Origin of the sequence: Flavobacterium caeni (assembly GCF_900101895.1) — a bacterium.
Classification (GTDB): Bacteria; Bacteroidota; Bacteroidia; order Flavobacteriales; family Flavobacteriaceae; genus Flavobacterium; species Flavobacterium caeni.
The window spans coordinates 165,613-185,153 of record NZ_FMVF01000004.1 but is presented as its reverse complement, the minus strand read 5'-3'; the positions used below and the strand labels follow the sequence as shown (position 1 = coordinate 185,153).

The 19,541-nt window shown below is 50.1% G+C and carries 15 protein-coding genes; 2 read left to right on the top strand and 13 right to left on the bottom strand.

Translation table 11 applies throughout. The features are described from left to right. Window positions 1–57: 57 nt before the first annotated feature. From BLP55_RS04875 to BLP55_RS04860, 4 genes are all read right to left on the bottom strand, one after another. Window positions 58–678 (bottom strand): hypothetical protein, encoded by a 621-nt coding sequence (locus BLP55_RS04875; RefSeq protein WP_091141201.1) that lies wholly within the window; start codon window positions 676–678, stop codon window positions 58–60. Then, window positions 668–1,171, bottom strand: a complete 504-nt coding sequence (locus tag BLP55_RS04870; RefSeq protein WP_091141344.1) for an RNA polymerase sigma factor — start codon at window positions 1,169–1,171, stop codon at window positions 668–670. The genes BLP55_RS04875 and BLP55_RS04870 overlap by 11 nt, the downstream gene beginning before the upstream one ends. Window positions 1,172–1,321: 150 nt before the next feature. Continuing rightward, window positions 1,322–2,458 (bottom strand): aminotransferase class I/II-fold pyridoxal phosphate-dependent enzyme, encoded by a 1,137-nt coding sequence (locus BLP55_RS04865; RefSeq protein ID WP_091141200.1) that lies wholly within the window; start codon window positions 2,456–2,458, stop codon window positions 1,322–1,324. Then, window positions 2,455–2,982, bottom strand: a complete 528-nt coding sequence (locus BLP55_RS04860) for a hypothetical protein (protein WP_091141199.1) — start codon at window positions 2,980–2,982, stop codon at window positions 2,455–2,457. Before BLP55_RS04860 ends, BLP55_RS04865 begins: the two co-directional genes overlap by 4 nt. A gap of 80 nt (window positions 2,983–3,062) precedes the next feature. Between BLP55_RS04860 and BLP55_RS04855 the strand changes: the two genes are divergently transcribed. Together BLP55_RS04855 and BLP55_RS04850 are read left to right on the top strand one after the other, a co-directional pair. Continuing rightward, on the top strand, window positions 3,063–3,869 hold the full coding sequence (locus BLP55_RS04855; RefSeq protein WP_170826790.1) for a DUF3667 domain-containing protein: 807 nt from the start codon (window positions 3,063–3,065) through the stop codon (window positions 3,867–3,869). Window positions 3,870–3,880: 11 nt separating this feature from the next. Beyond that, window positions 3,881–4,663 (top strand): DUF3667 domain-containing protein, encoded by a 783-nt coding sequence (locus BLP55_RS04850; RefSeq protein WP_139149604.1) that lies wholly within the window; start codon window positions 3,881–3,883, stop codon window positions 4,661–4,663. Here the strand turns inward: BLP55_RS04850 and BLP55_RS04845 are convergent. The 9 genes from BLP55_RS04845 to BLP55_RS04805 form a co-directional block, all read right to left on the bottom strand. Then, window positions 4,657–6,843 carry a PepSY domain-containing protein gene (locus BLP55_RS04845; protein WP_091141196.1) on the bottom strand — a complete coding sequence of 729 codons (2,187 nt, stop codon included), beginning with the start codon at window positions 6,841–6,843 and terminating at the stop codon, window positions 4,657–4,659. The two genes, BLP55_RS04850 and BLP55_RS04845, sit on opposite strands and share 7 nt — an antisense overlap. 3 nt (window positions 6,844–6,846) lie before the next feature. After that, window positions 6,847–7,323 (bottom strand): DUF2271 domain-containing protein, encoded by a 477-nt coding sequence (locus BLP55_RS04840; RefSeq protein WP_170826788.1) that lies wholly within the window; start codon window positions 7,321–7,323, stop codon window positions 6,847–6,849. Then, complete coding sequence (locus BLP55_RS04835; protein ID WP_091141195.1) at window positions 7,320–8,792, bottom strand: ankyrin repeat domain-containing protein; 1,473 nt, start codon at window positions 8,790–8,792, stop codon at window positions 7,320–7,322. Before BLP55_RS04835 ends, BLP55_RS04840 begins: the two co-directional genes overlap by 4 nt. 620 nt (window positions 8,793–9,412) lie before the next feature. Continuing rightward, a complete protein-coding gene (locus tag BLP55_RS04830; protein ID WP_091141194.1) occupies window positions 9,413–9,694 on the bottom strand; it encodes a FoF1 ATP synthase subunit delta/epsilon in 282 nt (93 codons plus the stop codon). A gap of 73 nt (window positions 9,695–9,767) precedes the next feature. Further along, window positions 9,768–11,276, bottom strand: coding sequence for a F0F1 ATP synthase subunit beta (gene atpD, locus BLP55_RS04825; protein WP_091141193.1), 1,509 nt, complete (start codon window positions 11,274–11,276; stop codon window positions 9,768–9,770). A gap of 234 nt (window positions 11,277–11,510) precedes the next feature. Next, window positions 11,511–12,983, bottom strand: coding sequence for an SGNH/GDSL hydrolase family protein (locus BLP55_RS04820; protein ID WP_244503420.1), 1,473 nt, complete (start codon window positions 12,981–12,983; stop codon window positions 11,511–11,513). 10 nt (window positions 12,984–12,993) lie between these two features. After that, the gene (locus BLP55_RS04815) at window positions 12,994–15,819 is read right to left on the bottom strand and encodes a carboxypeptidase-like regulatory domain-containing protein (protein ID WP_091141192.1); all 2,826 of its coding nucleotides are present in this window, start codon (window positions 15,817–15,819) and stop codon (window positions 12,994–12,996) included. A 291-nt stretch (window positions 15,820–16,110) separates the two neighbouring features. After that, window positions 16,111–17,955 carry a glutamine--fructose-6-phosphate transaminase (isomerizing) gene (gene glmS / locus BLP55_RS04810; protein WP_091141191.1) on the bottom strand — a complete coding sequence of 615 codons (1,845 nt, stop codon included), beginning with the start codon at window positions 17,953–17,955 and terminating at the stop codon, window positions 16,111–16,113. 7 nt (window positions 17,956–17,962) lie between these two features. After that, the gene (locus BLP55_RS04805; protein WP_170826787.1) at window positions 17,963–19,516 is read right to left on the bottom strand and encodes a BamH family beta-barrel-assembly machinery protein; all 1,554 of its coding nucleotides are present in this window, start codon (window positions 19,514–19,516) and stop codon (window positions 17,963–17,965) included. Window positions 19,517–19,541: the final 25 nt, after the last annotated feature.

Genomic DNA, 19,541 nt, shown 5'->3' with positions numbered 1-19,541 from the left:
TGTCCTGCAAAAATACCGCTTTTGCCAGATTTTCGCTCGCCCACGCAACGCTAAATGCTATTCTTCTTTGAGTTTGTCGAGCAATCGTTTGATTTCGTGTGCGTACCGGCCGTAAAAATGATGCACCCACCATTCGGTCGCAAAACCCATCGCAAGCAGGCTGCACACGAAGCCTACGGCAAATTGCACCACCAACGTTTGCGGGAAGATACCGGTTTGGATCATCTCGATTACCGCGCTTTTGTTGACGCTGATGAGGAACATCACCAGGAAAATCAACACAAAAGGCATCAACGAAAACGAAAACGTCTTGTAAATTTCGATGTTGAGCCTGATGTCGTAATAAGTTTCATACAAATTGTCCTTGGTGTTGATGGCCCCGTGCTGAAGCCGTCGGTAGAATTGGAACAGCTTGATCAGATAGTACGCGCTGATGGCCACAAAAATTGCATAGGTCACATAAAACCACACGTAAAGCGCGGGATTGAACGAATGGATTTGCGGCAAAAACGCCACAAAAACCATCGACAGGATCTGGTAGCCGAATTCGTTGCGCAGGTTTCTCCTGACCTTATCGATCGGTAGCCCCGCAGGCTTAAGCTGTTCGATGCGGTCGGGGACTTGGCCACCTGGTTCTTTGTCGTTGTCCCAAACCGATTGGATGTCGTTAAAATTCATATCCTTGTCTTTCTATGATGTCTTTTAATTTGGTCTTGGCGCGACTGAGTTTCACGCGCGCATTGCCTTCGGAAATACCGATGTTGCGTCCGATTTCGGCATGCGAATAGCCCTCGAGATGGTAAAAAACGAGCGCTTTTTCGATCTTGTCGAGTTTTTGCAACGCGCGGTAGAAATGTGCCAGTTGCTGCTCTTTGAGCTCGGCGTCGCTCTCGGGTTCGCCAATGTTGTCCGACGGAAGATCGTACCGCGCGGGTTGCTTTTTCTCTTTTTTAAAGTAAGCAATCGCCGTGTTGACGGCCACGCGGTACATCCACGTCGAGAATTGGGCATCGCCGCGAAAGGTGTCGTATACTTTCCAAAGCTGGCAGATGATTTCCTGGAACAAATCGTCCTGATCGTCGCGGTGGTCCATGTACATCTTAGAAATCTTGAACAAGATTCCTTTGTGGGTTTGGATCCGGGCGAGAAATTCGGCTTCTTTGTTGGTCACTACAATTTTGAAAAACACCTACGGCGAACCGTGATGATTGATGATTGAAACATTGCCGCGTCGCCGGCCGAAGCGGACACCCGGTTGGAGTGTATTTTGGCCAAACGTTACAATATTTCTTAAAAAAAGAAGTGGTAAAAATCGTCGGGCTCAAAAAAGCGACTCCACCAGCGCGCGCAACACACCCGAGATTTCGCTTGGGGTGTTGTAGCTGTGCAAACAAAAGCGCAGCCGCTCCTGGCCCTCAGGTACCGTGGGCGACAAAATCGGCTTGACGTCAAAGCCTTGTTGTTGCAAACGGGCGGCCACCGCTTTGACTTTCTCGTTGCCCGGGACAATCGCGCACTGGATCGCCGATTTGCTGTATACGAAAACCGTCTTGAGGTGCAACAGGTTTTTTTGCTGGTTGAAGTCGATGATGTTTTGACGCAAATTTTCGATGGCATCGGTGTGCACGAGCTGTTGGTAGGCCACCAAAATATTGGCCACGGCATGCGGCGAAAGACCCGTCGTATAAATAAAACTACGCGCGAAATTGACGAGGTAGCTTTTGAGTTGTTCCGGTCCCAACACCGCGGCACCGTGGCAACCGAGGCCTTTGCCGTAGGTCATGATGCGTGCAAATACCCGGCCCTGCAAACCCAACTGCTGGACCAATCCTGCGCCGTGCTCGCCAAAAACGCCCAGCGCATGTGCTTCGTCGACCACGAGGTAAGCGTCGTATTTTTCCGAGATGGTTACGAGTTCTTCAAGGTTCGGGCTGTCGCCGTCCATCGAAAACACCGATTCGGTGGCGATGTAAATTACCGTATCTGGAAACTTTGCGATCAACCGCTCCAAATCCTCGAAATCTTGGTGGCCGAATTTGAACGCCCGCGCGTTCGACAGCTTGATGCCGTCGCGGATCGACGCATGACACAATTCGTCGTACAGGATGACATCGGCCTTTTGCGGTACCGCGCCAAAAAAACCCACATTGGCATCGTAGCCCGAATTGAAAAGCAACGCGCTTTCGGCACTGTGGAATGTGGCGATGGCTTGCTCGGTTTGGGCATACAAAGGATGGTTGCCCGAAATAAGCCTTGAGCCAGTGGCCCCGTTGATTTTTAACCGACGATCGACCAACATTTGGTGCGTGGCATCGAAAATAGATTCACACCGCGCAAGGCCAAGGTAGTCGTTGGACGAAAAGTCGATCGGGTGGCCTTGCTGGGGCAACTCGCGCAACGCACCATTTTGTTCGCGTTGCGCTAATTTTTGCGACAAAGTTGCGGGTATTTTGTTCATGGATCGGCTTTTTCGAAAAAGGGTGATCGTTTTTTTGGAGGCGATTTCAATACGGGAAGACCCAATTTGGCCGACGCGGTTTCGGCAAAATCCACAGCCACCGACTGCTTGTCGAAAACACCGAGCACCATGCGCTTGTTGAAATTGTAAATGAGGTTCACCTGAAAAATAGCGTTTCTTCCTTTTAAAACGGCAATCGATTCCATGGCAGGGCGCGATCGAATGGTGGTCATGGTCGTAAAACCCATGTCGTGCCGGTATTCGGCCAAATGCCGGACCGGGTCGACCAAAAGCGTCACGCTCACACCAAACCGAAGGTACATCGAAATCGCAAAACCCGCCAACAAAAAAAAGCCTTGGCATGCCCGCCAGGTTTGTTTGAGCAACGTTGAATCTGAAAGGATTACGGCCAAAAAAAACACGACCACCAGCAACAAGGTCAACGCCGCAGAAGCGACTACGTTGCGCCACCACCCTACGCGGCCGTCGGTGATGATGAGTGTTTGCGGGTTTGGATTGCTCATGGTTCAAAAATACTAAATCGTTTGGTTTTCTATCGTTTTGGAAATGAATGTATTTTGTATCTTGCAACAAAACCCCGCTTATGGAAGCGACTTGCAGAAATTGCGAAACGGCCTATCCCAAACACTACAACTATTGCCCGAACTGTAGCCAGAAGTCCAACTTGCACAGGCTGACGTTTCACGACATCGTACACGAAGCCATCCATTATTTCACGCACGCCGACAAGGGTTTTTTCCAGCTCATCCGCGATTTGTTCACCAAGCGCGGCCTCGTGGCCTACGAATACATCAACGGCAAGCGCAAAAAGTATTTCCCGCCGCTCAATTTCTTTCTGATTATTGTCGCGATTTTTGTATTTGTGGCTACAATGGGTACGCCGCAGGAAAAGGAAAATGTGCTCAAAACACATCCCGAAATCAACCAGATTGCCAATCCGGTCGACCGTGCGCAAACCATCGCCGTTTATGAACGTATGGACAAGGCGACGCGTTTTTTGAGCAAGTATTCGAACCTGATGGCAATGTGCTCGCTTCCGCTTTCTGCCTTGGTTTTTTGGCTGTTTTACCGACGCGCCAAATACAATTATGTCGAACATTTGGTGGCCGGGATTTACATGACCGGAATTTGCATCCTGGTGTATGCCGTTGTCATCATGCCGTTGTCTTTTTGGCTTGGTTTCAAGGGAAGGCCTGCGATCGTACTTTTTTTTGTATTGCAGCTTTTGTATTTTGCTGTCTTTTATTACGGGTTTCTCCAAAAATCCACCAAAGCGCAGTTCGCCAAAGCATTGGGCGTTAGTTTTGTGAATCTGGCGTTGTGGGCAACGCTTTCAAGTTCGCTCGTGCGCTTTTATATCATATCAGGATTCGGCGGATTGCTGACATAACTTTGATCGAAATGACTTGTAAAAATTGTACGGTCGCTTTACAACCCGACTACGACTTCTGCCCCAAGTGCAGCCAGAAAACTAATTTGCACCGCATCAGTATGCACGAAATCGCGCACGACGGCATCCATTATTTTACGCATGCCGACAAGGGCATTTTTTCGCTCCTGCGCGATTTGGTCAAAAAAGGCGGTACCGTGGCGCGCGATTACGTCGAAGGCAAACGCAAAAAATATTTTCCGCCAATCAATTTTTTCCTGATTGTGGCCGCGCTCAACCTTTTTGCGATCAATGTCGACGAACAAAGCGTACGACCGGACATGGGCCGCGAGCAGGCGATGGCGTACTACCAAATCAACAATCCCACCCAAAAAGCAGCGTTCGCGCGCATCTATGACCGGCAGGTCGAAGCGATCGATTTCATCAAACGGCACTCGAACAAAACGGTGCTCATCATGCTGCCATTGATGGCCTTGGTCTTTTGGCTGTTTTACCGCAAAGGCCCCTACAATTTTACCGAGCACCTGATTGCAGGCATGTACATGTATGGGTTTTGTACGTTGGCTTTTGTGGCGATGGCTTTGTTGAACCTGATCTTCAAGGTAGACATCAATATCGTTTATACGCTCACGTTGTTGTTGCAGCTGGTTTACTTCAGCTGGTTTTACCGCCGATTCATGGTAAACACCACACGCCTTCGTGCATTTATGGCAAGTATCTCGGCCATTGCGACCGTCTTTGTGCTTACCGGTCTTGCCGTGATGTTCTATGTGATGGGTGCCGTAAATCAGTAGCAGTCCATCTTGATTTGCCCGCCCGATTGCAGTTCGGCCAAAGTCTTGCCAATCTCTTGCGCGACAGATTCGAGCCATTCGAGCACCTGGTTTTGCATGGCCAACGAACCGCAGATCATCACCACGCCGCCCAAGGCAAGCACCGAACCCAGCCATTGTTTCTGCTCCGCCAGCACGTCCTTGACGTATTGTTTGTTGCCCTCACGCGAGTAGGCCAGGTGCAACGATTTGAGTTGTCCGTTTTGCAACTTGTCTTGCAGGAATTCGTCGTAGGGCATAAAGGATTCGGCACTTCTGAATCCCGCAAACAAATGACATTCGGCCGATTTGTTTTGCGCAATCATCCCCAAAAACGGCGCAATGCCCGTCCCGTTCGAAACCAACACCACCTGTTTGGCTTTTGATGGCAGGTGGAATTCGCGATTACGGACGAGTGCCGCTTTGATGGTATCGCCTATTTGCAAATTGTACAAATACCCCGATCCCAAACCATTCGGATGCAATTTGACGCTGAGCTGCGCCAGGTTATCGACCTTACCTATCGAATACTCGCGGTTGCGCGCATCGTCCGCCGGAAACACGGTCAATAAATCGCCCGAGTTAAATTTGGGGTTCCCCACCGGACAGAGTCTGATCAAAAACGCCTGCCCTTCCTGCGCCTGGGTCTTGGACACCACCGTAAAGGTGTGGCGTTTGACGGGTTTGGCGGCCAACGACTTGGTATCGATCGACAGTTCAAGGTGGGTCCTGAGTCCGAATTCTGTCACCCAACGCGAAAATTGCGCCGTAGATTTGTCGTTGATCGTTTCGATCTCGAGCAACGGCGATGCGTTTTGAGCGTGCGACAAGGTGTTGTATATCTCAAAGGCGAATCGGCAAAAATCGGGATAGGCGTGCGATCCAAAACCGACCACCGAGAACGTGAACGGCTTGGTTTGCGGGTAGCGGGCCATCCGCGCGAGCGCCTTGCCGGCGTTGGTGGGCGGCTCGCCAATGCCATAAGTAGCCGTCAACACAATCAGATGGCGCATCGATTCAAAGGTTTCGTAGCGGTTGAGTTCGGCAAAATACGATTTCGCGCCCGCATCAAGTAGGGCCGTGTGCAAGGCCTTTGCAAAACGCATCGTACTGCCGTTTTCGGAACCCGCGAGTATTACAAACTCGGCTTGGTCCTTGGTGTACGGGTTTTTGGTTTTACCGCTTCGGCGCTTGAGCGTCATCGCAAATCCCGAATACACGAAAAACAAAATGTTCAAACAAGCGATTACGAGCACGAGCGCCCAAAGAATACTGGCCCGACCGGTGTGTAAATCAAGACTCAGGTTGAGCCACTCGACCACCGATGGCGCCTTGGTCTCAGACAAAATCTCGCCTGTAAACTGATTGACCACCCAGTCGCGGTCGTGGCATTTGACGGTAAAAACGTCTTCGGGATCGGGCGAAAAAGGAAACTCGACCGACACTACTTCGGACATCTTGGTTTGGCGGAATGCCGGGAATTCTGAAATCGGTCGTTGGGGTTCGACTTTGATGTTGTCGAAATCTATTTTGGAGTCGGGCTTGCTTTTGTCGAGCAGCTCAAACGCGTCGAGCGTCAGGAACGCACCCGTTGCGGCGATGATCAGGATCGGGACCAACCAAATTCGGCCAAACACCACATGGTAGAATTGCAATCCATTTTCGCGTACGACCTTCGCGAAAAAAAGTTTCAGTTTGCGCTGTCGTTTGACAACCAGAATACTTCCCGTAATGGCAATCAGCAACAGCAAAAAAGCGGTGAGCCCCATAAAAAATCTACCGAGTCCGTGCAGGAACAACGACCGGTGCAGTGTGGTGACCCATTGGAAAAATTCGCTTTCGGGTTGCACCGCACCCAACGACTCGCCTGTTCTTGGGTTCAGGTAAATTTGCGCCGATTCGCCGTCTTGTGTAATGACATCGGCTTGCACGAACAAACCTTTCTCGATCTTAATCTCGAGGATTTCATCGTATTTCCCACTGGTGGCAGCCAACGTCTGGGCCAAAGTCACCTCGTCCAATCGGGCCACCGCATGCGGCTGCAACCGGTGCGACACCGGCTCAAACGCCAAGATGACGCCCGTGACGGCGGCCAATACGATAAAAACAAAAGAAGATACAGCCAACGCAAGATGGCTGTACCTCCAGACAGATACGGTCATATTTTAGTTGCTGGGCATCAACCGCACATAGCGGATGTAGTTGGTGCCTTCGGTTTTTCCGGTCACGTTGGCCTTGGTTAGCGGCACTTCAAGATCCTTGACGTTGTATTTTTGGTTTTCTACGGCGGTCTCGAAACGGATCGTGTAGCCCGCATCGACCTTCTTCGGATCGATGTCGATGGCACTCACCAAACGTTCTCCACCCGAAATCGACGCGCCCGTGATGGCACTCAGATTGCTTTTCTTTGGTTTCTCGAACTTCCACCATTCCTTGAGATCGGGGTACCATTTTTTGTCGCGGCCAAAAACGTAGAGCGTTTGCTCGTACTCGCCCTTGGGATTGATTAGCGACGCGATGATGTAGGCGCCTTCGCCCGGATAGTTGGACATTTGCACCATGCATTTGTACTTGTCGGTATTTTGTGCAAAGCCGCTTGCTGCGCAGAGGACCGCTGCGAAGGTCAAAATCAGTTTTCTCATGCTTTCAAAAAGTCTATCGAAACATTGTTCTTTTTAAGAAGTTCATTTTCACCTGCCAACTCAAAGGCGGTTTCATCCATGTCGGTTTTGGCCGATGTTTGGGCGCCGCTTTCGATCAGGAACTTCATAAACTTGTCGTTTTTGGCGGTCATCGCGGCCTTGTGCAACGCGGTCAATCCTTCCTTGTTCTTTTGGTTGATATCGATCTTGAGCGACTGCGCGCGTGCTGCCAAGTCCAAATCATCCTTAGCAACGGCAAAGTGGTACAGTGTATTCCCGTTTTTCTGCGGCTCGGCAAGCGAAAACCCCTTGGCCTCCAACTTCTGGACCTTGGCTTCGAATTCCTCGGACTTCTTGGCGTTGTACGATTGCGCCAAATAATAGGTGAGTCCGTTGCCGTCTTTGTCCGATACATTTACATCTGCTCCTTTCTCGAGCAAAAACGACACAACTTCGACCGAATTATTTTGCACGGCCAATGCCAGCGCCGATTGTCCCTTGGCATTGAGGGCATTGACGTTTTTGGTTTTGCCCGCCAAAAGATCGACTACCGCAAGATCCGATGAACGCGCGGCGTTCATGAACACTGTATTCCCGTCTTTGTTGGCTTGATTAACGTCGACTTCCTTAGACAAAAAGTACTGAACGATCTCGGATTGGTTTTCTTTGCGTACGATAAAATGTAACGGATTATCACCGCTTGCCGATACCGCTTTGGTGTTGGCTCCTTTGCTTTCCAAAAACTTATAAGTCTCAAGCGTGTTGGTGTTGGCACGTGTGCCTTGCGCAGCCATAATCATGGCGTTGTCCGAAAAATGCAGTCCTTTAGCCAGCAACGCCTCCATGACCTTTTGACTCCCTGCCTTGGCCGCATAATCCAGGAGCCCGCTTCCGTGGGCATCCGTGCTTTTGAGATCGACGCCTTTATTTAGAAAATAATCGATCAGCGAAAGGTCCTTGGCGTTGGCGGCCGACAGTAAAAGTGCATTGGCACCTTCATGGTCGAGGTCTTTTTGAAGCTTGGCGCCATAGTCGACACACAGTTCATAAACCTTGGTGTTGGCTTGGCCGGTAGACGCCGCAAAATTGGCTATGGTGTAGCCGTGGTCTTCGATGATGTCGGTTTTCGCGCCGCGCTTTTGCAGGTATTGCATCAATTCGGTGTTGCCTTTATAGGCGGCCCAAAAAATGTAGGTACGGCCGTCGTGCGTGATTTTGTTGACATCGTTGCCGGGCTGGTCGAGCAGGAACTTGACGGTAGCGTCTGGCGCATTTTCGATGATGGCGTACACGGTCGCGTCGAAAGCATTGCTGTTGAGCTCGACCGGATTATTGCCTTTTTTGATGTCGGCTTTAACGGTTGTTACGGTAGGCGCCGCTTTCCAGTAGGCACGGTCCAAGAAAACGTTTTGGGCCTGCGCACCCAGTACAAAAAAGAAGGCAAAAAGGATGTAATATCTGGTGTTCATGTGATTGGTTTTGGAATGATGCAAAACTACGCAGAATCATTCTAAATAATACGATTGAAACTCTTAAAAAAAGCTTAGATTTTACTGTTTACCACAAAAGTTCTATGGTGGTAGGTTCCCTAGCCCCGATTGAGGCATTGTCGGAGCTCTTTTGCGGAGCCCGCGCAGCAAAAAGCGACTGCCGAAAGCGGGAAACAGCTCCAAAAAATTTAACCGTAAAGAAATCAAAGGTTTTTAAACTTTGCGGAAACTTTGCGCCTTTTGTGGTAAAAAATAACGCTCCGAAAATTTAACCGCAAAGGAATCAAAGGCCACGCAAAGCGCACGAAGCTTTCAAACTTTGCAGAAACTTTGCGCCCTTTGTGGTAAAAAATAACGCACCTAAAATTTAACCGCAAAGAAATCAAAGGTTTCGCAAAGCGCACAAAGCCCTTCAGACTTTGCGGAAACGCTGCGCCCTTTGTGGTAAAAAATAACGCTCCTAAAATTTAACCGAAGAGAAATCAAAGGTTTCGCAAAGCGCACAAAGCCTTTTCAAACTTTGCGGAAACTTTGCGCCCTTTGTGGTAAAAAAAAAGCCCGACAAATGCCGGGCTTTTAATGCTATTTGCGAATCGGCCTTAATCGACCAATACGATTGCTTTGTTGTCGTTCATCTCGATGGTTCCCGAGTTGATGGCGAGCGTGTAGTTCTTCTCGTCTACTTTGGAGAACTTGGGCGCGGCTTCTTTGCTGAACGCAAAACTGTCGGCTCCGATCTTGATCACACCGGCCTTGAGTATCGAAACGATGGGCGCATGGTGGTTCAATATCTGGAAGCTTCCGTCGACACCGGGAAGACTAACTGAAGTTACCGTTCCGGAGAACAGGGTGGCTTCGGGTGAAACTATTTCTAAAGTCATGTTTATTATTTTAAATTTTAAATGATAAATTATAAATTAATTCAAAATTTAAAATTCATCATTCAAAATAATATTACGCTTCGGCGAGCATTTTCTGACCGGCCTCGATCGCGTCTTCGATGGTTCCTTTCAAGTTGAAAGCCGCTTCTGGCAAGTGATCGAGTTCGCCATCGATGATCATGTTGAATCCTTTGATGGTGTCTTTGATGTCTACCAAAACCCCTGGGATACCGGTAAATTGCTCGGCCACGTGGAACGGCTGCGACAAGAAACGTTGTACACGACGTGCGCGCGCTACGGCCAACTTATCGTCTTCTGACAATTCTTCCATACCCAAGATGGCGATGATGTCCTGCAATTGCTTGTATTTTTGGAGGATCTCTTTCACGCGTTGGGCACAGTTGTAGTGCTCGTCGCCCAAGATGTGCGGCGTAAGGATACGTGACGTAGAATCGAGTGGATCTACCGCCGGGTAAATACCAAGCTCGGCAATCTTACGCGACAATACGGTTGTAGCATCGAGGTGGGCAAACGTGGTTGCAGGAGCCGGGTCGGTCAAGTCATCCGCCGGAACGTAAACCGCCTGAACTGAAGTGATCGATCCTTTATTGGTAGAGGTGATACGCTCTTGCATCGCACCCATCTCTGTAGCAAGCGTCGGCTGGTAACCTACCGCCGATGGCATACGACCCAAAAGTGCCGATACCTCTGAACCTGCTTGTGTAAAACGGAAGATGTTGTCTACGAAGAACAGTACGTCTTTTCCTTGGTCTGAACCTGCACCGTCACGGAAGTATTCTGCAATTGACAAACCTGACAAGGCCACACGTGCACGTGCTCCTGGTGGTTCGTTCATCTGACCGAATACGAAGGTTGCTTTCGAATCGCGCATGCCTTGTTTGTCTACTTTGGTCAAATCCCATCCGCCTTCTTCCATCGAATGCATGAAATCTGCGCCGTATTTGATGATACCAGACTCCAACATCTCGCGCAACAAGTCGTTTCCTTCACGGGTACGCTCGCCTACACCGGCAAATACCGAAAGACCACCGTGGCCTTTTGCGATGTTGTTGATGAGTTCCTGGATCAATACCGTTTTACCTACACCGGCACCACCAAACAAACCAATCTTACCTCCCTTTGCGTAAGGCTCGATCAAGTCGATTACTTTGATACCTGTGAAAAGAACTTCGGTAGAGGTAGAAAGTTCCTCGAATTTTGGAGCCGGACGGTGGATAGAGATTCCGTCTGCACCTGATTTAGGCAAATCGCCCAAACCGTCGATCGCGTCGCCGATTACATTGAACAAACGTCCGTAAACGTCTGGTCCTATCGGCATTTGGATTGGGGCACCAGTTCCTACTACTTCGGCACCGCGAGAAAGTCCGTCGGTCGAATCCATCGAAATGGTACGAACGGCGTTTTCACCGATGTGCGATTGTACTTCGAGTACCAACAGGGTACCGTCTTTTTTAGTGATTTCCAATGAATCATAAATCTTCGGAAGCTCAACGTCGGCGCTGAACGTTACGTCAACTACCGGACCGATGATTTGTGCCACTTTTCCTGTTACTTTCGACATTGCTTATGTATTTATTAAATAGCGATTTAAGTTTGGAAACAAACCAGCCCCAAAAGGCTCTTTTTTCCGAGCGCAAAGATAATCCATAAAAATAGAAAACCAATAATTTTTCGAGAAAAAAATAACTGTTTTTTACGGTATTGTTTGCAAGCCCGTTCCGTCGCTTAAAATAGTGCGTAAAAAAACATCCGCCCCGAAATACCGGAGCGGATGGTCTTATGGTGATGGCTTTTCTTAAAGCTGCTTCGGATACAGAATCCTGTAATCGGTCAGGTCTACATCGGGTAAATTTGACCCATACGTCGCGTTGACGGCCGCTGCAAAGAAATTGGCGATAAGCGCGTAACCTCTCGGGCTTGGGTGTACACCGTCGAGCGAGAACATACCGCCTGTGACATAATCGGTCTTCATGGTATAGCCGTTACGAACGATGCCGCCGTCGAGCAAATCTTCCATGATGGCCTTGGCATCGACAAACGCCAAACCTTTTGAGGCGGCTATAGACTGAATGGTTGCGTTGTACGAATCCGTTGCAATGCGCACCTCGTTGACTTCATCAACGGTCAGCACCCAGTTGTCGGCCAAAGGCACCGACACGCCGTTAATGGCCTGCGCGTTGCCGCCCACCAGTGTTCCGATAAAGCTCCTGGCCGGCAAAACAATCAAATCATCGGCCGTGGCCTGACGGTAAGACGGGATGCCCAAACCGCTCAGGTTGGTCAGGTAGCTGTCTACGATTACCACCGGATTCTCTTCGCCGACGTGAAACGTGATGGTTCTTCTCTTGGCTTCGGCTGCGGTGATGGCTCCCATGGAGGCGGCCAATTGCAATGCGTCGTTGTATTGCGCATAAGCCGCGGTGAGCAAGGCCACCGATTGCGCATCAAGCGGAACTGGGTTGTATGGAACTGCCGTAAAATAAGGTAATGCATTGACATACGGAAGGTTGGCGACAACACCTTTGGCACCGCCAGAAGTCAAGCCATTGACAATGTTTGAGTAAACGTTCGCAAATACGTTCGGGTCGGTGATGTCGTTTCCGCCATAGGTCGACGGATCGAGGTTGCCCGTTTGGTTGGTCCCGATACCGCCCGAAGTCGCATACGACAACACGTCGTTACCGCCTATCCACAAAGAAAAGAACGAAGGGCCTTGCGCCACGGCATCGGCCACGACGGTGGTGGAGGTCGACGATGCAAAACGTCCGAAATAAGGATTGAGCGTCGCATAACCCGGGGTCACCAGATGGAAACTCTTGGCACCGGGAATACCCATGTTGTTGAACGATCCGGTCAGGTGATCGGTCAGGCCGGTTGTGGTAGGCCCGTCGACATTCAACGGTGTAGAAGTATCGGCATTGAACCAGAGGCGTGTCGGGAATTGCGGGACTTGAACCCCACCCGAGCTGAAGCCGCCAATGTTGTCGGCCATGAGCGGGATATTGAATTCGCCACCGCCCGCGAGCATGAATTGCTGGGCGAGTATGCTGGTGTAGGCATTTTGTTGCCCCATCACAAACAGTGCGTTGTCGCTGTAGCCCGCCGCGAACGAGTCGCCAAGCGCCACATAGTTCGAAAAGTCGGCTTGCCCAGAAGTGATGACCTCTGGCGCGATGGTCGTTTCGTCGTCGTCACTACAGGCTGTAAAGGCCAGCGATGCCACCAACAACCATTTGAAATTTCTGATCATGATATTGTTATTTTTCATTGTAAAACGATTAAGGGTTGATGGTGAGTCCTACAAACCACTGTTGTCCGATCCTTCCGGCACCCACCACCTGCAGGTAGTCTTCTCCGAAAAGGTTGTTGCCGCCCACTTTGAGTACCGACTTGAGCGTCGGGAAGCCCATGGTGATTTGCGCATCGAATACCGTCACTTCTGGAATCATGCCTTCGGCGAAAGTCGATTGCCACAAGTATTCGTCGCTCCAACGCACGTTGGTGTTGAAGCCCAATTGGAACTTGGCCGTCTTGACGACCGAATCGTTGCCCAACATCGCCTTGAAACGGTGCTCTGGCGTGTTGAAGCCCGGGATGAAATCAGGGTCCTCGGTTTCGTCAAATTCAAACTGCGCGTGGTTGTAGTTGACACCCAACTCGAAGTTGCGGTAGATCTTTTTAGACAAACCGATTCCGATACCAAACGAGGTCACGGTAGCACCTGTGTTGGTGTAAATCTGGAACGTACGCAAATCGCCTCTCGAAACCGCTTCGGCACCCGTTTGTGTACCGACGGTTCCGTACAATGGCGTCAAGACGCGCACCTGGTTCAGGAAGTCGTTGTAGATGTTGTAGTATCCGCTGATGTCGACCGACAAATCGTTGTTGATCACCGAACGGTAACCCACTTCAAACGCTTGTACGCGCTCTGGCTTGACGAGGTCGAAATTGGCTTTTCTCAAAACGCTGGCATCGCCCGAGTTACGGAACTCCCTTACCGATTGGACGCTGTAAGAGTTGTTGTAGGCCAAATTACCATCGAGTGTCACCTCTGTGGGTTGACCAGCATCTATACCGGCCTGGCTTACCTGACGAACTTCGGTGTAACGCGACAGGTTGTCCGGCGCCGAACCGATCAAGGCATAAACCGTCGGGCCCAAATCGAGTCCGATGTACTGGTCTTGCGTGGTCGGGTTCCTGAAACCTGTTTGGTAAGACAAGCGGAAGTTGTGCTGTTTGTTCGATCCTGCCGCATAGCCCAACGCGACACGCGGAGAGAAGAATCCGTCAAAGTTCTGGCTTTTGTCGTAACGTACCGAAGCGGTCAGTTTGAGTCGCTCCTCGGCCATGAATTTCTTGACCAATTGTGCATAGGCACCGTACTCTTCATATTTGAGCGGGCCGTCGAAATCGGTAAAGATCGTGCCTTGCGAGTCCATGATGTATTGTCGCCAAGAACCGCCCACCTGGATTTCGGCAAACTTGATCTCGTTCTTGAAATTGTAGTTGGCGTCGCCATGCCACAGTTGCGATTGGTCGATGAACTTGGAACCCGTTTGCAGGTTCGGGTCGTCGCTGGCCGCCGCCAAGGCTTGTTTGAACTCAGGGCTTCCCGGGAGGAATCGTCCGGTATCGGCCACCGAGCGCGCAATCATGTGCGACACGGCCGGCGTTTGTCCTGCCAAAGTAGACTGGATGTATGCACCTGCATATTCGCCGAACCAAGTGTTGTTCGACTTCCACATGTTGTTGACGGCCAAACCTGCGAAACGCATGTCATAAGAGTCGCCCGCATCTTCATCTGTCATATAGAACCGAACAAAGAAATTGTCTTTCTTGAGTTCGATCTTGTTTTGGTTCATGTAAAAATTCTTGAGGTAGTAGCGGTTGGCACCCTGATAAATGGTGTTGCCCGTTCCGATCTTGCTCTGTAGGATGATCTCAAAATCGTTGTCCCACGGCTTGAAATGCAACGAGAAATCGGCTTTGAGGTTCTGGATCTTGTTGTCGCTCATGTCCTTTTCGGCATAACCCGTACGGCTCACGTCTACGCTTGGCAATAAGTTGACCAGGTCCGGGTTCGGGAGCAAGCCCATGGCTGCCAACGTCTGGCCGACGCCTTTGAGGTTGGTTTTGGCCTCGTCGCCATAGATGTTCAATCCATCGTAATCGAGATTGGCCGCGTGTCCGATGGCATCAGGGTTGTCGATGATGTTGCTGTTTTCTACGTTTCGCGTATCGGCAGCGATCCATTCGGTGGCTTTGAGGAACGTAAAGTTGGCTTTGGCCGCAAAATGTCTGGTGAACTTCTTGGCTGCGCGGATGCCCACATCCCAATAATCGTTGGTTCCGGCCACGTCCTGCGTGGTTTGACCGTATTTGACATAAGTGCTGATGCCTTCGCTCAAGAACGGGCTTTTGCTGTTCATGAACAAGATGCCGTTGAACGCGTTGGCGCCGTAAAGTGCCGAAGACGCACCCGGCAACAATTCGACATTGGCCACGTCGAGTTCAGAGATCCCAATCAGGTTACCCAATACGAAGTTGAGCGCCGGCGACGAGTTGTCCATCCCGTCTACCAACTGCATGAAACGCGTGTTGGCCACGGTCGAGAAGCCGCGGGTGTTGATCGATTTGAACGACAAACTGCTGGTGTTGAAGTGTACTTCTTTGAGGTTTTCGAGCCCGTCGTAATAAGACGCCGCCGTGGTGGCCTTGATGGCTTGCTGGCTCATACGCTCGATGGTTACCGGCGATTCGAGTACCCGTTCCGGTGTGCGCGAAGCCGAAACGACAATCTCGTCAAGCTTGTTCTCCTGATCGGTCAGCGAAACGCTCACCATTTGGTTGTTCGATTGCACTTGTGCCGTCTTGGTGCCATACCCAACGCTCGATATTTCTATCGAAAAGGGCGGTGTTGCCGACGTATTCAAGGTGAATTTCCCGGTGTCGTCGGTGACTGTCCCGGCGCTGTCCCCGACCACTTTGACGTTGGCCCCGGGAACGGGCTGTCCGGTGTTGTCCGTCACCGAACCTGTAACCGTCGTTTGCGCGTGTACGACGCCACAAAACAACAAGGTCAAAATAAATAAGTACACTTTCATGAGTTAGATTTGATTGGTTTATAATGCCAAAGTACAAATATTTTTAATATTCTAAGAAAACGTTATCGTAAAACTAAAAATCCGCAATATTATGCGGCCTTTTTTAACTATTTGGTATTTGATAATTTTAAACTTTTATTAACATATTTTAAAAAATCCTACAAAAAATACTATGCACTCATACTAAATGAGCGCAAAATTGTATTAATCATAAAAAACAAAATTTACGAACAGGATATAAACAAAAAAGCGGGACAATGCCCGCTTTTACTATGTTTGGTCGTGAAAGACTTATTCTACCGTCACCGATTTGGCCAGGTTTCTCGGCTGGTCTACGTTGCATCCGCGCATCACGGCAATGTGGTACGACAACAACTGTAACGGAATCGTAGTCAACAGTGGCGACAGCGCATCGGAAGTATCTGGGATTTCGATCACATAATCGGCCAATTCGCGTACTTGCGTATCGCCCTTGGTGACCACCGCGATGATTTTGCCGCTGCGCGACTTGATCTCCTGGATGTTCGACACCACTTTGTCGTAGTGGCCTTGCTTTGGCGCGATGACAATCACCGGCATGTGTTCGTCGATGAGCGCGATAGGGCCGTGCTTCATTTCGGCTGCCGGATAACCCTCGGCGTGAATATAGGAAATCTCCTTTAACTTGAGCGCGCCTTCCAAAGCCACCGGGAAGTTGTATCCGCGGCCCAGGTACAAACAATTCGTAGAATCCTTGAACTTGGCGGCAATCGTCTTGGTCACGTCATTGGTTTCCAAGGCTTCCTGTACTTTTTCTGGAATGATTTCGAGTTCCTGCAAATAGCGGTGGAAATCAGAATTCGACAACGTTCCTTTGGCCTTGGCCAAACGCAACGCAATCATCGTAAGGACGGTAATTTGGGTCGTGAACGCCTTGGTCGACGCCACCCCGATTTCTGGCCCTGCGTGCGTATAAGCGCCCGCATGCGTCTCGCGAGAGATCGACGAGCCCACCACGTTGCACACACCAAAAACAAACGCGCCTTTCTCTTTGGCGAGTTTGATGGCGGCCAACGTATCGGCGGTTTCGCCCGATTGCGAGATCGGGATCACCACATCGCCCGGGTTGATGATCGGGTTTCTGTATCTGAATTCCGAAGCGTATTCTACTTCTACCGGAATACGTGTGAATTCTTCAAAAATGTATTCGGCAACCAAGCCTGCGTGCCAAGAGGTTCCGCAAGCCACGATCAAGATACGGTCGGCATTGAGGAATTTCTCGAGGTTGTCCTCGACGCCCGCCATCTGGATCAGGCCTTCGTTGGCGTGTAAACGACCGCGGTAGGTATCCTTGATAACGCTCGGTTGTTCGTAGATTTCCTTGAGCATAAAGTGGTCGTAACCGCCTTTCTCGATTTGCTCGAGGTTCATCTGCAATTCCTGTACGTAAGGGTCGACGAGCGAGTCGTCTTTGATTTTTCTAATTTTGAGCGGCTTGTTCAAACGAACCACGGCCATTTCCTCGTCTTCGAGATAGATCGCATTCGAGGTGTATTCGATGAACGGCGATGCATCCGAAGCCACGAAGAACTCGTCTTTGCCTACGCCGATCGCGAGCGGGCTGCCCAAGCGTGCCGCTACGATTTCATCGGGTTTCTTTTTGTCGAAAACGCAAATAGCATAAGCGCCGACAACCTGGTTGAGCGCGACCTGAACGGCCTTGCCCAATTTGAGGTTTTCCTTTTTCTGGACTTCCTCGATCAGGTTTACGAGCACTTCGGTATCGGTGTCCGAGTGGAATTTGTACCCGCGTTTGATGAGTTCTTTTTTGAGCGGCTCGTAGTTTTCGATGATGCCGTTGTGGATGATCACCAAGTCGCCCGAATTCGAAACGTGCGGGTGCGAGTTCACATCGTTCGGCACCCCGTGGGTCGCCCAACGCGTATGCCCTATCCCGATGGTTCCGGTGGTCGTGATTTCTTTGGCCTTGGCTTCGAGGTCCGAAACCTTGCCCTTGGTTTTAGACAATTTGACGCTGGTGCCGTCATAGACCATGACGCCCGCGCTGTCATACCCTCTGTACTCGAGGCGTTTCAATCCTTTGATGACGATGGGATACGCTTCCCTATGTCCTATATACCCAACAATTCCACACATGGTTTTACTAATTTGGTTTCGTAAAATAAATCGTAAATTTCATTTTCTTGTCGTCGGGAACGCCTGGCGTATTGCCCCAAAGTATGGTCCCGAACGGGTTGGCAATGTTCATTTGAGGCGTGTCTTTCAACAAGAACGACGCAAATGTATCAATCTGCGGTAAAAGTATTGGTGTCTTGACGCTTTTATTCGATGTAACGTTAATATTCTCGGTGACCACCAACCCGAGCTTGACATTGGTGATCGTATCGTTGGTCATCAGCTTGCGGATATGGTTGGTAATTCTTACTTTATAGAGCGTGCCGCGGCCGTCTTCCTTGACGATGATCCCGCCATGCGACCTCTTGTTGTACTTGACACTGGCAAAGGACGTGAGCTGGTCGGTCGAATAATCGATCAACGGTACTTTGTTGTTGATGTCGTACAGGTAAATACGGTTCGGCTCATCGGTAGCGCTGCCCATGGCGTCGCGGTCTACATAAAACGTAAGGCTCGCATCGTTGATGAGCCAATTGTTGCGTACCGATTGACGCAACGCATCGAGTTCGGCCTTGGTCTTGAACAACTCGATCACCGCCATCGACTGCCCGCCTTTGACAAAAAGTTGCGCGTCGCCCGTAGCCGGTGCGGCATTGTTCAAAGCATTCTCGAAAGTCCCGGTGTTTTCGTGTTGCTTCAAATTGACCGACTTGCCCGAAAGGTTCAGGGTAATGATTTTGTCTTCGGTATCTGGTGTTGGGTTTTCGGGTGTAGGGTCGGACACATACTGATGGTAGTGGATTTTGATCGTCCCCTTACTTATGTCGAGCAACGCCAACGCGCCCGCATCCGAACCGGATTGTGACACCTTAAAGTGCAATCCTCGGAAATAGTTCACAAAAACGTTGTTGTTGACCAAATTCCCCGATGCGGCCTCGGCCATAATCTTGTTGGCAAAAAAATCCTTGTTGAGCAAAAGATTCATCGACGGCCCTACCTTGGTTTTGTTTCCTTCTTCGTCTTCCGAAAAACCGCCCAGCTCGGTAAAAATAAACTCGGTGTTTTGTTCAGGGAGTTCCGAATCGTTGAGCAGCGTGCTCCCAACCGCACCTTCGAACGCCGCTATTTGATCGGAGTAGTATTTTTGCGTCTCGCCAGTTTCAGGATCTACGGCCCTTTGGTAAAAGAGCGACTCATATACTTGCAGGTTTATCTTCGAGGCTTTGTTGTACACCGAATCGAGTTCATAGGTATTTGCCGTTTCCGCGTCAGGATCCGTATAGGTCAACGTGCTAAAATAAGGTATGTTTAAAACCACTTTATCTACCACCGGTACCCTGGCGTAACTTATGTTTGTCGGCTGTACCGACATCAAAGCCTGCACTACAATGTGCGCCGTGGTCTTGCCAAACACAGGGTCGTTGTAAACACCCAACTGCTGCACGGCAAGGTTGCTGGTCTCTACCGGACCGAGCGCCTGGTTGTAGGCCAGGAAGTCAAAATCTTCGGGGTCGCCAAACGCAAAGTTGTCGTCGCCGACAATGTTGGCGCCCATTTCGTTCGCATCGGTATCACAGGCCACAAAAAGACCTATTGAAAAAAGGACT

Excerpts from the sequence above, each read along its gene's own strand:
- BLP55_RS04815 (WP_091141192.1), bottom strand. The coding sequence starts at position 15,819 with ATGAAAGTGTACTTATTTATTTTGACCTTGTTGTTTTGTGGCGTCGTA.
- BLP55_RS04855 (WP_170826790.1), top strand. The coding sequence starts at position 3,063 with ATGGAAGCGACTTGCAGAAATTGCGAAACGGCCTATCCCAAACACTAC.
- BLP55_RS04865 (WP_091141200.1), bottom strand. The coding sequence starts at position 2,458 with ATGAACAAAATACCCGCAACTTTGTCGCAAAAATTAGCGCAACGCGAA.
- atpD (WP_091141193.1), bottom strand. The coding sequence starts at position 11,276 with ATGTCGAAAGTAACAGGAAAAGTGGCACAAATCATCGGTCCGGTAGTT.
- BLP55_RS04820 (WP_244503420.1), bottom strand. The coding sequence starts at position 12,983 with ATGAAAAATAACAATATCATGATCAGAAATTTCAAATGGTTGTTGGTG.
- BLP55_RS04850 (WP_139149604.1), top strand. The coding sequence starts at position 3,881 with ATGACTTGTAAAAATTGTACGGTCGCTTTACAACCCGACTACGACTTC.
- BLP55_RS04845 (WP_091141196.1), bottom strand. The coding sequence starts at position 6,843 with ATGACCGTATCTGTCTGGAGGTACAGCCATCTTGCGTTGGCTGTATCT.
- BLP55_RS04860 (WP_091141199.1), bottom strand. The coding sequence starts at position 2,982 with ATGAGCAATCCAAACCCGCAAACACTCATCATCACCGACGGCCGCGTA.
- BLP55_RS04835 (WP_091141195.1), bottom strand. The coding sequence starts at position 8,792 with ATGAACACCAGATATTACATCCTTTTTGCCTTCTTTTTTGTACTGGGT.
- BLP55_RS04875 (WP_091141201.1), bottom strand. The coding sequence starts at position 678 with ATGAATTTTAACGACATCCAATCGGTTTGGGACAACGACAAAGAACCA.
- glmS (WP_091141191.1), bottom strand. The coding sequence starts at position 17,955 with ATGTGTGGAATTGTTGGGTATATAGGACATAGGGAAGCGTATCCCATC.
- BLP55_RS04830 (WP_091141194.1), bottom strand. The coding sequence starts at position 9,694 with ATGACTTTAGAAATAGTTTCACCCGAAGCCACCCTGTTCTCCGGAACG.
- BLP55_RS04840 (WP_170826788.1), bottom strand. The coding sequence starts at position 7,323 with ATGAGAAAACTGATTTTGACCTTCGCAGCGGTCCTCTGCGCAGCAAGC.